The 13,676-nt window shown below is 40.6% G+C and carries 13 protein-coding genes (1 of these 13 cut by a window edge); 1 reads left to right on the plus strand and 12 read right to left on the minus strand.

The window, feature by feature from the left end:
- Nucleotides 1-63: 63 nt before the first annotated feature.
- The 8 genes from IGI73_RS08370 to IGI73_RS08405 all read right to left on the minus strand — a co-directional run bounded on the left by IGI73_RS08370 (nucleotide 64) and on the right by IGI73_RS08405 (nucleotide 8,653).
- On the minus strand, nucleotides 64-1,023 hold the full coding sequence (locus tag IGI73_RS08370; RefSeq protein ID WP_005226228.1) for a permease prefix domain 1-containing protein: 960 nt from the start codon (nucleotides 1,021-1,023) through the stop codon (nucleotides 64-66).
- Nucleotides 1,020-1,352: a PadR family transcriptional regulator gene (locus IGI73_RS08375; protein WP_005226229.1), complete on the minus strand. Its 333-nt coding sequence runs from the start codon at nucleotides 1,350-1,352 to the stop codon at nucleotides 1,020-1,022. Before IGI73_RS08375 ends, IGI73_RS08370 begins: the two co-directional genes overlap by 4 nt.
- Before the next feature lie 189 nt (nucleotides 1,353-1,541).
- Nucleotides 1,542-2,513, minus strand: a complete 972-nt coding sequence (locus IGI73_RS08380; RefSeq protein ID WP_428207319.1) for a siderophore ABC transporter substrate-binding protein — start codon at nucleotides 2,511-2,513, stop codon at nucleotides 1,542-1,544.
- Between the two features lie 24 nt (nucleotides 2,514-2,537).
- Nucleotides 2,538-3,296, minus strand: a complete 759-nt coding sequence (locus IGI73_RS08385; protein ID WP_005226231.1) for an iron ABC transporter ATP-binding protein — start codon at nucleotides 3,294-3,296, stop codon at nucleotides 2,538-2,540.
- Nucleotides 3,293-4,237 (minus strand): iron chelate uptake ABC transporter family permease subunit, encoded by a 945-nt coding sequence (locus IGI73_RS08390; protein ID WP_428207320.1) that lies wholly within the window; start codon nucleotides 4,235-4,237, stop codon nucleotides 3,293-3,295. Before IGI73_RS08390 ends, IGI73_RS08385 begins: the two co-directional genes overlap by 4 nt.
- The gene (locus IGI73_RS08395; RefSeq protein ID WP_005226233.1) at nucleotides 4,234-5,184 is read right to left on the minus strand and encodes an ABC transporter permease; all 951 of its coding nucleotides are present in this window, start codon (nucleotides 5,182-5,184) and stop codon (nucleotides 4,234-4,236) included. Before IGI73_RS08395 ends, IGI73_RS08390 begins: the two co-directional genes overlap by 4 nt.
- Nucleotides 5,185-5,822: 638 nt before the next feature.
- On the minus strand, nucleotides 5,823-7,187 hold the full coding sequence (locus IGI73_RS08400) for an FAD-dependent oxidoreductase (protein WP_005226235.1): 1,365 nt from the start codon (nucleotides 7,185-7,187) through the stop codon (nucleotides 5,823-5,825).
- On the minus strand, nucleotides 7,184-8,653 hold the full coding sequence (locus IGI73_RS08405) for a helix-turn-helix domain-containing protein (protein ID WP_010748448.1): 1,470 nt from the start codon (nucleotides 8,651-8,653) through the stop codon (nucleotides 7,184-7,186). The genes IGI73_RS08400 and IGI73_RS08405 overlap by 4 nt, the downstream gene beginning before the upstream one ends.
- A 162-nt stretch (nucleotides 8,654-8,815) precedes the next feature.
- On the opposite strand from IGI73_RS08405, the gene IGI73_RS08410 reads away from it, so the two are divergent.
- Nucleotides 8,816-9,919, plus strand: a complete 1,104-nt coding sequence (locus tag IGI73_RS08410) for an SLC13 family permease (protein WP_428207322.1) — start codon at nucleotides 8,816-8,818, stop codon at nucleotides 9,917-9,919.
- Between the two features lie 132 nt (nucleotides 9,920-10,051).
- Here the strand turns inward: IGI73_RS08410 and IGI73_RS08415 are convergent, their stop codons facing one another.
- The 4 genes from IGI73_RS08415 to IGI73_RS08430 form a co-directional block, all read right to left on the minus strand.
- A complete protein-coding gene (locus tag IGI73_RS08415) occupies nucleotides 10,052-10,765 on the minus strand; it encodes a methyltransferase domain-containing protein (protein ID WP_428207323.1) in 714 nt (237 codons plus the stop codon).
- A complete protein-coding gene (locus IGI73_RS08420; RefSeq protein WP_428207324.1) occupies nucleotides 10,766-11,773 on the minus strand; it encodes a zinc-binding alcohol dehydrogenase family protein in 1,008 nt (335 codons plus the stop codon). It abuts the gene before it with no gap.
- 73 nt (nucleotides 11,774-11,846) lie between these two features.
- Nucleotides 11,847-12,908, minus strand: coding sequence for a hypothetical protein (locus IGI73_RS08425; protein WP_428207325.1), 1,062 nt, complete (start codon nucleotides 12,906-12,908; stop codon nucleotides 11,847-11,849).
- Nucleotides 12,880-13,676 carry the 3' portion of a hypothetical protein gene (locus IGI73_RS08430; RefSeq protein ID WP_005226241.1) on the minus strand. The gene runs 115 nt beyond the window's last position, so 797 of the gene's 912 nt are visible here — the last part of the coding sequence; its start codon lies off the right edge, out of view; the stop codon is at nucleotides 12,880-12,882. The genes IGI73_RS08425 and IGI73_RS08430 overlap by 29 nt, the downstream gene beginning before the upstream one ends.

Genomic DNA, 13,676 nt, shown 5'->3' on the forward strand with positions numbered 1-13,676 from the left:
CAAGGCGTATTATAATCTTCCTTTTTTTAAAAGTAAAGAAAGCACTCTCGATTGAAGTGTCTTCTATTTTTTAGCTTTCGTATGTCCGATAAAGTAGTCCTCTAAGACACCACCAATAACAAAAATGACCCAAGAGTAAGCCCATGCATGAAACATGAAGGACCAAAGCATGTAAACGACCAAAATCACTGGCCAGTAGACTGTTCGAAAAAAGGTAACTCTACCAGCGGATTCGCCATATTTATGACGTGTTGCTCGATCCCCCGGATGGTCTTCGTCGCGAATAAAATACGTCTCAGTTGCCAGCTTCGCAAAGCCTGTACGGATAATACTTACATAAATAATAAAGAACACACCTGCTGCAACCGTCAAGAAAAACAAGGAAATCCCAAATTCAACAGAATAATAAAACAATTCACTTAAAAGTACAGGCGCAATTGATAAAATACAGGCACCAATTCCTAAAACAAGACCAATCCGAAAACTTTTTTCATAATTTGCGAGTTGCTGAGCGGCTTCTCGTTTGGCATCCCTTTTTATTGGACGATCATCCAACTGTTTACGAGCACCGGAAAAGTGCAAGCTGCTAGAGATAATAAAACCGACCCCGATGGCGATAAAAAGAAACATCACCATTATTCCAAAGGTCTCAGCATATATACTAACAAAGAGCATCAAGGCTGCTAGGGATGCGATACAAAAACCGATTCCTATAGATAACGAGAAAGCAAAGTGTCGCACAGTTCCCCAATAATCAAACGCATCGTCTTCTGTGATGGCATCGGACCAATCATCAATCGGCGCTTCTTCTTTTGAAACATTTAACTCTTGCAACAGCTCATCTACGGAACCAAACTCACTGATTACTGCACCGATGGCTTCATGCTCGCTTTTCCCTTGGTGAATCAGTTCTAAGTAGTGGTCTTCCATAATCGCTAAGAGGTCTTCTTTCGCCTTTTTGGTTTCCGGTGTGATGGGTACTGATAAAAATAAGCTGTCTAGATAGTCATGAATGGTTTTCATTTGTCTCCTCCTTGTAAGAACTGGTCAACGACGATCTTTGTCTGCTGCCACTCCAATAGTTTCTCCGTAAGGCTTGCTCTTCCGTCTGCAGTTATCTGGTAATACGTCCGCTTTTTGCCATGCGTCACTTCTCCAGGATATGAGCGGATCAATCCTTGTTTTTCTAACCGAGTAAAAGCGGAATACAACGTCGTTTCTTTGATCACATATAAAGCATCTGTTCCTTCGCGAATACGCTTGGATATTTCATATCCATAAGAATCTTCATTGGAAAGAATGGATAAAATGATTGCGTCGTTATAGCCGCGAATTCCGTCACTCGAGATCACGCAATCGCCTCCTAAATTACTTCATCTGTCGTACTAATTATAAAACAATTACTACGACAGGTAAAGTAAAGCAAGGAAAGTTATCAAAAATCAGTCGTAGGTCTTAGAAAATAGGAAAATAAAAAGGGACACGCATTCTCAGTAAACTGATACGCGTGTCCTAATTACTTGATTGCTTTTCTCACCTATTTATTCAACGGCTGGTTTGACATCGTCCATCATTAGTTGGATCGACTCCAAGCCTGAACCTGCTAAATACCAAACCGCAGCATCCAATTCAATGACTTGATCGTTTTGCCCAGCATTTGTTTCTTGGACGATTTCATTTGCAACAAATTCACTTTCACTTTCATTGCCGCCGATCGCTTTTGTCCGGTCGATCACGAAAATGATATCAGGATTTTTTTCAAGCAAGTACTCATAAGAAATACTTTGTCCATGTGTCGACGCCTCTAATTCCTCATCTACTGCAGGGAAACCAAACGTATCATACAAGATACTGTAACGAGAACCTGGCCCAAAAGCAGAAAGATTGCCTTCATTTACCATAACAACCAAGGCTTTCTCGTCAGCATTTTGCGCTTGCTCCTTCAAGGTATCGATCTGACCTTGTAACGATGCTAGTTGTTCTTGCGCTTCCTCTTCCTTACCAAAAATTTGACCAATGGTCGTAATGTTGGCTTCGATCGATGCCCAAGTATCACTATTGTCAACGCTTAAGAAAACGGTTGGCGCGATTGCAGACAATTCCTCTTGGAAATCACGTTGTCGCCCAGAAATAATGATTAGGTCTGGCTGCAGTTGATTGATTTTTTCTAAATCAGGCTCTTTGATTCCCCCTGCTGATTCAACATCTGCATACGCTGATAAATAATCTGGTAAATTGCTGGTCGCAGCAGCAACGATTCGATCCCCAAGGCCAAGCGCATCCATCGTGTCTAAGGCGCTATTGTCAAAAACCACCACTTTTTCTGGTGCATAAGGAACAGTAACGGTTCCATTGCTATCAGTGATTTCAACCTCTGTCGGTGTCTGTTCACTCTGAGTAGTTTGGCTTTGCTGTGTCCCTGTCGATTCGATTGTACCAGTATTATTTGATCCGCATGCGGTCAACCCCGCTAATACGAAAATACTCATAAAGCTTACTACAATTTTTTTCATTTTTTTCCTCCTTAGAAATACATTTTATTGGAAGGTATAGCAAAATTGCCGACCATCCACTTGTACCAGTTTGATTGGAATCTCATATAACGATGCCAACACTTGCTCCTGGATCACAGCCTCAGTGTCGGCCGCTTTAAAAATTTGACCGTCTTTCATAGCAACGATGTGATCGGCGTAGCGAGCGGCAAAATTAATGTCGTGCAAAACGATCACAACGGTTTTTTGATAGTCTTCCACCAAGGTGGTCAATAGCTTCATCAGCTGGTTGGCGTGCTTCAAATCTAGATTGTTTAACGGTTCGTCCAACAGCAGATAATCTGTATCTTGAGCCAAGATCATCGCCAAGTAAACTCGTTGTAGCTGACCACCAGAAAGCTCATGAATCGATTGATCGGCGTATTCGGTAAGGGATAGCTTAGCCAAAGAATCATCAATGATCCTATCATCCGCTGCCGATTGTCGCCCGCGGTTATACGGATAGCGACCAAATGCCACCAGTTCTCTTACAGTCAGATTGACTGCATAGCGATTGCTTTGTTGCAAAAAAGCCATTTTTTTGGCTAGCTCTTTGGATTTCCATTGGCGAATCTCAGTTCCATCTAAATAAATATCACCAGTTCTCTGGTCCAGCATCCGACTGACCAAGGAGAGTAAGGTGCTTTTTCCCGCACCATTAGGCCCGATAAAGGCAATCATTTTCTGCTCAGGTAATGCTAAAGAACACTCGGTCAACACCTGTGTTTTCGCATAATTTTTGGATACGTTTTTTGTTTCGATCATGATTTTTTCCTTTCCAGCAGCAATTTGCTTATAAAGAAGACGCCACCTAATAATTGAATCACTGTACCAATGGTCGTTTGCCATTGAAACACTTGTTCCACTAAGAACTGCCCCCCTACTAACAGGAGAATACCAATCAGGCTGCCACCAGCAAACAACCACCCATGGCGATAGGTGGGAAAAAGCTGATAGGTGATCGTTGCCACTACAAAGCCGAGAAAAACAGCTGGACCTACGAGTGCCGTAGCGGTACCTGTCAGAAGCGCAATCAAAAATAAAATACCTCTATGAAGCCATTGAACAGGAACGCCTAGACTTTTGGCTTGCCCGCTTCCTAAATGTAATAGATTCAATTCTGGAATCAACAGAATCAGGCAGCTACTACCGATCAAAATGATCACAGCAGCAATTAAGAGATGTTGCGTATTGATATTGCCAAAGCTAGCGAATAAGCGTCCTTGCAGTAAATCATATTCATTCGGGTCCATCAAGACTTGCAAAAACGTGCTCAGACTACTGAACATCGTGCCGCATACCATTCCAGCCATCAACAACAAAAACAATCCGTTGACGGCTTTTTGATAGAAAAAACCGATCAATAAACTTCCTAGAATGGCAGTCAGACTGACAGAGAATAAGAACATCGCTGCTGTTTCTTGGCTTAGCATCTGGATCCCGCCGATAAAAAAGAAACACAGGGTCTGAACCAGGACATATAGTTGATCCAAGCCTAAGATTCCTGGTGTTAAATAGCGATTGCTCGTAACAGTCTGTAAGGTGATCGTACTAAAGGAAATTGCGATCGCCACCAGAGCAAAGGCGAAGATCCGACGGCCCCGCAATGCAAAAGCAAATGACCAATTACCATAGGTGTTATAGGTCAGATAGGCAGTAGCGGCACAAAGGATCAGAAAGAACAAAAGAAAGAGTTTTTTCTTCATTGAAACTTCCTCCCCAGCAGCAAAATCAAGAAGCAGCAACCACCTAGTACACCGGCAACCACACTTACGGGCATCTCATACGGAGCAATCACGATGCGTGCCAATACATCACATAAAAGTAAAAATGCACTTCCAGCAAAGCTGATCAGCAGTAGATTATTCTTCAAATGATCCCCAAAGACCATGCCGATCATATTTGGGATAACGATCCCTAGAAAAGGGATTTGTCCAACGGTCAATAAAACGACACTACTGGCAAACGCCACCAGAGCGAACACAGCAAAGCGTAAAAACAGATAATTGATCCCTAGACTCTTGGCGGCACTTTCTCCTAAACCAGCAATCGTGATCTCATAAGCTAGGAAATACAACAGACCGAATACTGGAATCGTCAAATACAAAAGTTCATACTGGCCAGACATAATGGTAGCGAAATTTCCTTGTAGCCAAGAAGAGACATTTTGAACCAATTGGAAACGGTAGGCCAAGAAGCTGCTAATGGCACCGATGATATTACCGAACATCACCCCGGTCAAAGGGAGCATCATTGGATCTTTCTTTGGTAGAAATTGGCTTAAAAATAAAAAGAACAAAACACCTGCATAAGCAAACACAAATGCTGCGGTTGTCCGAATCAAGTTAGAAGCATTTGGCAGAAAAAGCATGACTAGCAAAATTCCTAAACGAGCACTATCAGATAATCCGATCGACTCTGATGCCACAAATTTATTTTGCATCATATGCTGCATGATTTTCCCACATAAACTAATGATTCCACCTGCAATGATCAAACTGATCGTCCGTGGGAGCCTAACTTTTACCAAAACAAGCCAATGATTCGGATCACCCTGCTGTAAACCACTTAATGATAATTCATGGGTACCTACCAGTAAAGAACAGCCCACAAGAAGAATCAAGATCAGCAGTAATCCGATTTTTTTCAACATGCCCCGCCCCTTCCTTATTGAGAATGATTCTCACTCTCTTTAATAGGGTACCGTATTTCACTTAAAATCACAAGAAGTTTTTAAAAAAAATCCCTTTACCAACGCAATTTCAGTGAAAACGAATCTGCCAAGGCAAGGGATTATGTGATGTTTTTCTCTTATAAAAGACTGCGAGCACGTCTTTTTTCTCAATGGAGTCTATTTAATCGCTTTAATGAAATAAATACTTGAGAAGGTTAGATTCAACTTCTGAGTTTCATTCAATAACAAATCATTCACACGTTCATTCGTTTCAATCTGTTGAAACCCCTGTGTAGTTAACACATACTCATCCCAAGCTGGGCGTAGCTTTCCAGATAAAGGATACTGATGAGCTAACGTGTCCATCCAAGGAACATTCGTCTGCCGATAACAATCCTTTACCAAAAATCGTTCAGTCATAAAACGAGCGTCGTCATTTTTTTACGAGTTTCTTCATCAAAAAAGATAGCGATACCAGTTGGCATCAAAGCTCAGCACAACCCCACCTGGTTTTAATACGCGATACCTTTCATCGTGCCATCGCTATTTTCTTCCGATTAACGTCAATTCAAAAAAATAAACCTGCGATCATCGCAGGTTTATCAAGACTTACTATTTTACTTTAACAAGCCATCAAGGGCCAATTGATTCAAAAAGTGCAGTGGAAATGAGATGGTTGGATTGAAAAAGTAATCCATTGTTGCTAATTGGTGCAAGGTCGTCTTGCTATTGATCAAGGTTGAGATCGTATTGATGATCTCCAAACTTCCACGATCACTCGTAATGATTTGTCCCCCCATGATCACTTTCGTTTGCTGATCAAAAATCAGTTTTAACGTTACTTCAAAATCCTCATCTGTCGCGAAAAATGTCCGAGAATGAAATGTTTGCGTCACTGAATCTACTTCAAAGCCGTAATACGGTGCCTCGGTCTCATTAATACCTGAACTGCTGACGAAATAGCCAAACAATTTACTGACGACGGTCCGTTGCATTTTTGGAAAAGGAATTTTCGTTGTTCCCCGTTCATTTGCCAATAAATTGGTGGCAGCAACGATCCCGGTGCGGTAAGCATTTGTTACTAAAGGAATATACAAGGAGCTATCCGAATGATTAAATGGGATCGAAACAAGATCCCCAATTGCATAAATCGCTGGGTCAGACGTTTGCAAATACTCATTTGTCGATACCGTGCCATCCAGATTTAGTTTCAGAAAATCTTCTACTAGCGCAACATTTGGACGTGGATTGACAGCATAAACGACCACGTCAGCTTGAATTTTCGTTCCATTTGACAGCTCAATTCCTTGATAATCGCCTTTCTCATTTTTGATCGTATGAGCGACATTGCTGTTAAGATAAATCTGCAAATTTTTAGGAAAGCGTTCCATCAAAATTTTGGCAATTTCATGATCAAAATAACGGAACAACAGCGTATCCATGCGATCGATCAAATGAACGGCTTTTTGTTGTCCGCTTAAAGATTCCGCTAATTCAAACCCGATCAGACCAGCGCCGACGATCGCAACGGTTTGGGCATTCTCGATTTTTTCTAATGCTTGCTTTGATTGACCAATGGTTTTGTAGGTCGTTATATGTGCTTCGACATCTGAGGCAAACTCCGAACGGAAAGTACTCGATCCCATCGCCAAAATCAAGCCATCATAACTCACTTCATCTTCTTGCTGATAAGATTCCGTTGATGTGACAAAATGAACCGTTTGTTCTTGCGGAAAGATTTTTGTGACTTCACTGTTTAGCATCACATTGATTCCTTCTGAAAGAAGTTCACTGGCAGTTGCCGTTTTGGAATCTTCCAAACGCTGAATGTAACCTTCCAGTACTAAATTCAAACTGCTGGCAACATAACCAAGAACGCTTGATTTTTCTATAATTATCACATCGACTTTTGGGTCAACTTTTTTTAAATGACGGGCAGCAGCAATTCCTGCATGAGAGCCTCCAATAATCACTATTCTCATATCTTTTCCAACTCGCTTTCAAGGTTCTCATTTCGTATTTCATCCACGATTTGATGAAGCCGCTCTTCTTCAAATGGGGTTGCACCACCTGTTAAAATCAATCGTTTTTTATAGCGATAGCCTTCCGAGATCTCAGAATGATCAACGATCAATAGATCATAGTCCTTCTCCTTCGTCCCATCGAAGTGAATATTCGGATAGCCAGCCAATTCTTTGATCAAAAAGCGCCGTAAAAAGCCACTGCGTAATCGTGATTGAGTCAGTAAAATCCCTACCGTAAATGCTTTTTCCTGTTTTACTTGAATCCATTGACGGATCAAAAGCAATTCATTGGTCAAATGCTGCTTTTTCTCAAGAGAAAAGGACTGGTTTACGTTTTTCTCCAACTGTTCGATTGCTTGCTGTGCCACTTCGATCAAGCTCTCATTCGCAACACTTTGCGGCTGAAATTCAGCAAAGGCAATAATGCCGCCATGAATATACAACGCTTGGATCGTCACACTCGTCAAGAAGACGCGTAATTCCGTAGAAGTTTCTGTAGTCTTTCTTTCACTATCACCAATGGCCTGCAGCAGCTCCCCATTTAACGCATCGATCTCTTGGAAGAAAAGTGATTTTTGCAAAGAGTCATCCAGTGAAGGGCGAATCAAGCCTTCAGCTAATAAAAATAAATAGAAATATACCGTTTCATAATCGCTCCAGGATACGGCAAAACGACTGAGATAGCGCCCTAATATATTCCGCAAAAGCTGGAACATCGCTTCATTTTCCAATGACTTCAACAATGGATACGAGGCTTCATGCTGTTGCGAGCCGCGATAATCAAAACGGGCTTCCATAATGCCTAACCAAAGCCCGACTTTCCAACGCTCTGCTTGACTAAACGTTGTCTGTAACTGTTTTTCAATGACTCGAATCAAATTGTTGATGGCTGGTGCATTCAAGCGAGCGATCAATTCTTCATTGGGATAACTTTGTGAAAAAAACTGATAATAGAAAAAGCGAATCTGTTTTTCATCCCCAATCAATTTTTTATTTTTTAATTGGATGTCGAATTCTTTCAATAACTGATTGATCGCTTTGAATCGACGAAACAATGAAGCTTCACTCAACATCAGTTCTAACATCATTTTCGTCGTTGACTCATCTCGATGAAAAAACAAATACGACAATATCTGAAAATCGATTGCTTCTGAAAGATACGCATAAAAAAATTGCTTCAGGGAAAAATCAAGAGGCAATACCAATTGCACTTGATCATTTTCTGAATAGATCAAAGCTGCGTCTTCATGGAAAGCAGCTAAATTTTGATGAAGATTTTGAAGTTCTTTTTGCAAAGTGGGCGCGGAAATGGATAACGTTTTTGCAAGTTTTTTATAAGAGACTTCTGAGCCATTCTGAAAAAAAACAGCCAAAATTTGAAAATGTACCTGCTGATTTTTTTCAAGCAGCTGCATCACATTCATTCTTGAACCTCCTTCACCTTTCACATACTAATTTCCCAATTAATGAGTCGTTTGTCAACTATAAAAATTGCCTGAATGTCTTTGAGTTCGATGGAAAAAGCGTTATTTATTGTTCCTAAAGCATAGGAATGGTAAAATTCTTGAGAAGAAAGGTGGTGAACTATGGGAAAACGAATGTTAGCATTTTTTCGAACGGATCGATTATTTTCGATTTCCCTGCTACTAGCACTTATTGCGTGTTTTTTCGGCACCTTCCGTTGGTCGTTTATTGACTTTAAAGTGATTTTATCACTGTTTGGATTAATGTTAGTAATCAATGGGTTAGAAGAAGCTGGTCTTTTACGAGCATTTGGACAAAAATTAGTGGAAAAAAGTCGCAATCTGCGTGACTTGATCCGCGCAATCGTCTTGCTAAGCTTCTTCAGTTCGATGTTTTTAACAAATGACGTGGCTATCTTAACTTTATTGCCCATCTATTTACTCTTAACGAGGAAAGAACAACAGCACACCAGTGTCTTATTAGGCGCTGTCTATTTGATCGTAGCAGCCAATTTAGGAAGCAGCCTGTTTCCATTTGGAAATCCGCAAAATCTATTTTTATTTTCTTACTATCAGATTTTGCTGCCACAATTCATGTGGACTACCGGCACCTTTGTGGGACTTTCATTACTATTACTCCTTGTTTCGATCCAGCTCATCCCAAAGACTCCATTGGAAATCGCCCTGCAAGAAGAACCCTTTGAAAAAAAGCCAGCGCTGCTTAATGCAGGATTATTTGTCCTTATGATTCTTGGTATTTTTAGTGTTCTCCCTATTTCAATCGTCGTGCTTGTCGTCGCAGCCGTGGTTTGGTTTAGCAATAAACGATTATTTGCAAAAGTTGATTATCGGTTACTACTTACCTTTCTCTGTTTCTTCTTGATCGTCGGGAATATTCAAGACCTATCTCTGGTCACCGATCACATTCGACCGTATTTTCAAGAAACGCATCGCGCTTTTTTAGGTAGTATTTTACTCTCCCAAGGAATATCTAACGTTCCAGCAGCAATTTTGATTGCTCCTTTCACCGATTTAGAAAAAGCCGTTCTTTTGGGCGTCAATGTTGGTGGTTTGGGTACATTGATTGCTTCTTTGGCGAATTTGATTGGGTACAAATTATTGAAACAAGCCAGACCAAAAGAAGCGAGAACGTTTCAAAAGCTGTTTTTTATCGTCAACATCGTTTTTTTACTGTTATTAGGCAGCATCGTATACCTTCTATTGTAGCAAATTCACTGTAAAACGAGATTCCAGCATAAGATGTTTCCAGTCAGCAGCCAAAAGAAGCCTAGCTCCTGTACCTGATTCTTGATCTTATGTCAGAATCTCGTTTTTTTGATACCCATTGTGTGATTTTACTTAAGCTAAAAGAAGCTCAAAAGTGATTTTCGTTTGGCTTTCGACAGTCAATGCCTCACCAAAGACATGTTGAACCATTTGTTGCCGTTGTTCCAATGAGTACTCCTCCTCAAAATAAAGATGAAATATTTCTTGATCGATCTCCTCCTTCAAAATATACTCGAATTGCCGACTCTGCCAATCGATCGCTTCTTCTGAAAACCACTTCTTGTACCAAGTGTTTAGGTTCAGGTCATTCTTCGCTGAAAGATTTTTTTCATATGGCTGAAACACGTTTTCTTCTTCTGTGATCATTCTTAGAATAATCAATTGATGGGCCTTTTTTTGAAACTGAAGCAATGTTTCCTTGTCTCTGACTGCTGGATTCATTGCCATAAAAATACAGGGCCAGTGCTGGTCTGCAGATAAAAAGTCTTTTTGGCTCTGCTGAACCAGATGGAGCTTGTTCATCGGATCTTCCGTCGTTTCTTCAATGATTTTTAACATTTCTTTTGAAAAATCAATTGCGTAATACTCATCTACATAAGGATAAAATGCTGAAATGTAGCGGCCAGTCCCCGTAGCAAAGTCGACGAAGGCCGATATCGGGAACACTTTCTGCTCCACCAAAAAAGCTGCTACCTCTTCGGCAATTTTCAATTGGGATTCTCTTTGAATCTGTGCATATTCTTGGGCAAATTCATCCCAAAACAGCATCGCTTCCTCTTCTTCCATTTAGCGGACGCCTCCAGTGATCACTGTCTTTCCTTTCGTTCCTTGCTCAACCGCTTTTGTAGCGAGCTTTAAGGTCTCGATGGTAATTCCTCCATCAAACGTTTGGACCGCAGTCGTATGGATCTTTTTGTCAGCGAGTAACGAGGCGATCCGTTGCAAAATGCTCCCTTGTGTTTCAATCATCAACTGAGCATCTGTTTTTGCGAACATATACTCCCAATAAAAATCGATGCCGAGGTTTTTAAATGGATTTAAATCTAGCGCTTCTTTCGTATTCACGATCATTCCGACTTTGCCAAACGGCAAGATTGCTTTCGTTAATTGTGGCAAATAGGCCGAGGCGTCATAAAAAATTGCAACGGCTGAAAAAGGCTCAGTGATTTGTTCAGCCAACGGCAAGCGATGATTAAGTACTTGATCCACTTGATTGTTTTTAAGCCATTGATCGTTCTTAGGACTCGCAGTGCCATAGACTGTCAATCCTGCCCATTTTGCTAGTTGCGCCGCAATTGAGCCAACACCACCGCTGGCATTGACCAATAAAATCGATCCTTCATTCGCGTTTTCTTCAGGCACATACCCAAATTTTTCAAAAAGCAATTCCCACGCTGTAATACTCGTTAATGGCATAGCTGCAAGATCGCCATCAGAAAAGCCGGCTGGTGCCTTTGCTGCGATCCGAGAATCAACTGTTTGGAACCTTTGATTCGCACCAGGTCGTTGTGTGGTTCCAGCATAAAACACCCGATCACCAACGGCAAAGCCATTAACTGCTGAGCCGATTTCTTTAACGATCCCAACGGCGTCATACCCTTGGATCTGGAACGCTTCACTTAAAGCAGTCATCTGCCGTCTTTTTGTATCGATTGGATTGACCGAAACTGCCTGTACTTCCACCAATAAATCATTTGCTTGGCAATTGGGTATCGGAATTTCATTTTCAATAAATACATTTGACTCATCTAAAGATCGTCCTTCATAAAAACCTAGTGCTTTGTTTTTCATCATACTGCTCCTTCCAAAAAAAAAGTGCTGAATAGTTATAAAAACCATTCTAGCACTTTTAATGAATTTAGAACATTTATTCTTCACCTTCCACGACAAGCGGAACCAAAAATGGATAGCTTGTGAAGAAATCTAATAAGGATCGCTTCCATTGATCTGAATCAATCGTTAGTAAAGTGGACTCTGTATACAAATGGATCGTCAATCGTTGATTTTTATCAAGTAAAACAAGAATTTCGCCTTTGTTTTCTGTGATAAAATCATATTGCTGATTCTCCATTGTAATAATGAAAATTTGATCGAGAACTTCTGCTGCAACAGCAAAGTCCGTCTCCATATCGACAGCCAATGTTTGGGTATTGTCGATCAAGCTTGGTGAAACCGTAAAGCCTAATTCTTTTAAATGCGCCAATACCAAGTTGACATCATAATTAAAGAGCGAAAGCTGATTGACCGAGAAAATATTCTCCGCATGCCATTGACTGATTAAATGCAAAATCTGTTCATCATTGACAACCACCGACTGGGAGTTAGAATTGATAGTCAACAATGGCAAATAATTAGATTGATACGTAGAATTGACTGGATTTAGTTTAAAACTAAACTCGAGCTCCTTTGTTTCTGTTAACCGAAAACGGACATTGAAATGCTTTGTCTTCCATGTGTCATAGTTATCAGTAGCAGTTAAATGAATCGTTTTTAATGGTTTCAAGAATTCATAGGCATAGTATTCAAGCAATGTCTTTTTGGCGATCACCGAAATATCTTGATCTGTTAAAATCAACTGGCGGTAATGAGCAAGTAATCCAGAAAAATCAGCTTCCATAATTGATTTTCTCAATTTTAAATCAGCTAGTTCGTTTTCGGCTTGCTCAATAAGCGATTCGATTCGTTGGTGATCTTGCGCTTTTACAGCATAATAATCATCTTCGTAGTCAGTTTCTTCATTTGCTGAATCAAAAGAATCATCCACTACATTTCCACTATCTTCTACTAAAAGACCGTCATTCACTAAGTCCGTCGCATTTGTTGATACGTTTTCCTCGACTTCATTAGCTCCTTCTGTTTGGACCTCTAGAGTCGGTTCCTGCTCCAGCAGCTGTGATTCCTCAGGATTCGTCTGCGTTTCTTTCGTCAACTTCAGTCAGCTCCTTTCCAGTATAGTGAGCTAAGAAAGCCATTATTTTTGCCGTAAATTCATCAAATGATCCAAAAAAGGTATCAATTTGACGGAATTCTTTTTCCACGATTGCTTTCTTTAAGCGCAATGTTTGGTACTGCTGTTGCAGACGCTCTTTTTCAGCAAAAACCTCTTCGTCATTATTTGAATATCTTTCCCATTCCCGACGTTTGGCTTCTAATGCTTTTCGCTCAGAAGTCAACTGCTCTAGTTCTTCATCGATTTTTGTCCGATTGAAAAAGCCCTTTGACTCACTCAATTCATTTACAGATGCCGTAAGCTTATCGATCTGATTTTGGATTTCCTTTACTTCTGATAGGGCAGTGATCCGTTTGGCTTCCAGCTTATCCATTTGTTGTTCGATGGCTGTCAGCATCTCACGATCGCCTCGTTGAAACTTCTCCCATTCTTCGTCTATCTCAGGGATAACAAAAATTTCTGGAATGCTCGCATCGATACCAATCGTCGCTCGCTCATGATAATAGGTCCCTAACTTATAGTAATGCACGGTAGGAGATATTTTGGCACAATGCATCATGAAAGGAAATGTTTGGGTGAAGTTATCATGGAACTTTCTTGATAGTAATTCGTCAATCTCATGATTTTGATTTGATGTTTCTTTTAGCTGTTTATGCAATCGACCATTATATATACGATAAATTTCAGGAATATCCTCTTTTTCGATCGCTACTTCAAAATCTTGCAGGTCTTGCAGCATCTGACCGA

It is taken from the genome of Enterococcus sp. DIV0755f (assembly GCF_051713725.1).
GTDB classification, from domain to species: Bacteria; Bacillota; Bacilli; order Lactobacillales; family Enterococcaceae; genus Enterococcus_D; species Enterococcus_D casseliflavus.

What these genes read in the sequence shown, in the direction of transcription:
- IGI73_RS08370 (WP_005226228.1), bottom strand. Translation starts at nt 1,023, where the DNA reads ATGAAAACCATTCATGACTATCTAGACAGCTTATTTTTATCAGTACCC.
- IGI73_RS08380 (WP_428207319.1), bottom strand. Translation starts at nt 2,513, where the DNA reads ATGAAAAAAATTGTAGTAAGCTTTATGAGTATTTTCGTATTAGCGGGG.
- IGI73_RS08385 (WP_005226231.1), bottom strand. Translation starts at nt 3,296, where the DNA reads ATGATCGAAACAAAAAACGTATCCAAAAATTATGCGAAAACACAGGTG.
- IGI73_RS08390 (WP_428207320.1), bottom strand. Translation starts at nt 4,237, where the DNA reads ATGAAGAAAAAACTCTTTCTTTTGTTCTTTCTGATCCTTTGTGCCGCT.
- IGI73_RS08395 (WP_005226233.1), bottom strand. Translation starts at nt 5,184, where the DNA reads ATGTTGAAAAAAATCGGATTACTGCTGATCTTGATTCTTCTTGTGGGC.
- IGI73_RS08400 (WP_005226235.1), bottom strand. Translation starts at nt 7,187, where the DNA reads ATGAGAATAGTGATTATTGGAGGCTCTCATGCAGGAATTGCTGCTGCC.
- IGI73_RS08405 (WP_010748448.1), bottom strand. Translation starts at nt 8,653, where the DNA reads ATGAATGTGATGCAGCTGCTTGAAAAAAATCAGCAGGTACATTTTCAA.
- IGI73_RS08410 (WP_428207322.1), top strand. Translation starts at nt 8,816, where the DNA reads ATGGGAAAACGAATGTTAGCATTTTTTCGAACGGATCGATTATTTTCG.
- IGI73_RS08415 (WP_428207323.1), bottom strand. Translation starts at nt 10,765, where the DNA reads ATGGAAGAAGAGGAAGCGATGCTGTTTTGGGATGAATTTGCCCAAGAA.
- IGI73_RS08420 (WP_428207324.1), bottom strand. Translation starts at nt 11,773, where the DNA reads ATGATGAAAAACAAAGCACTAGGTTTTTATGAAGGACGATCTTTAGAT.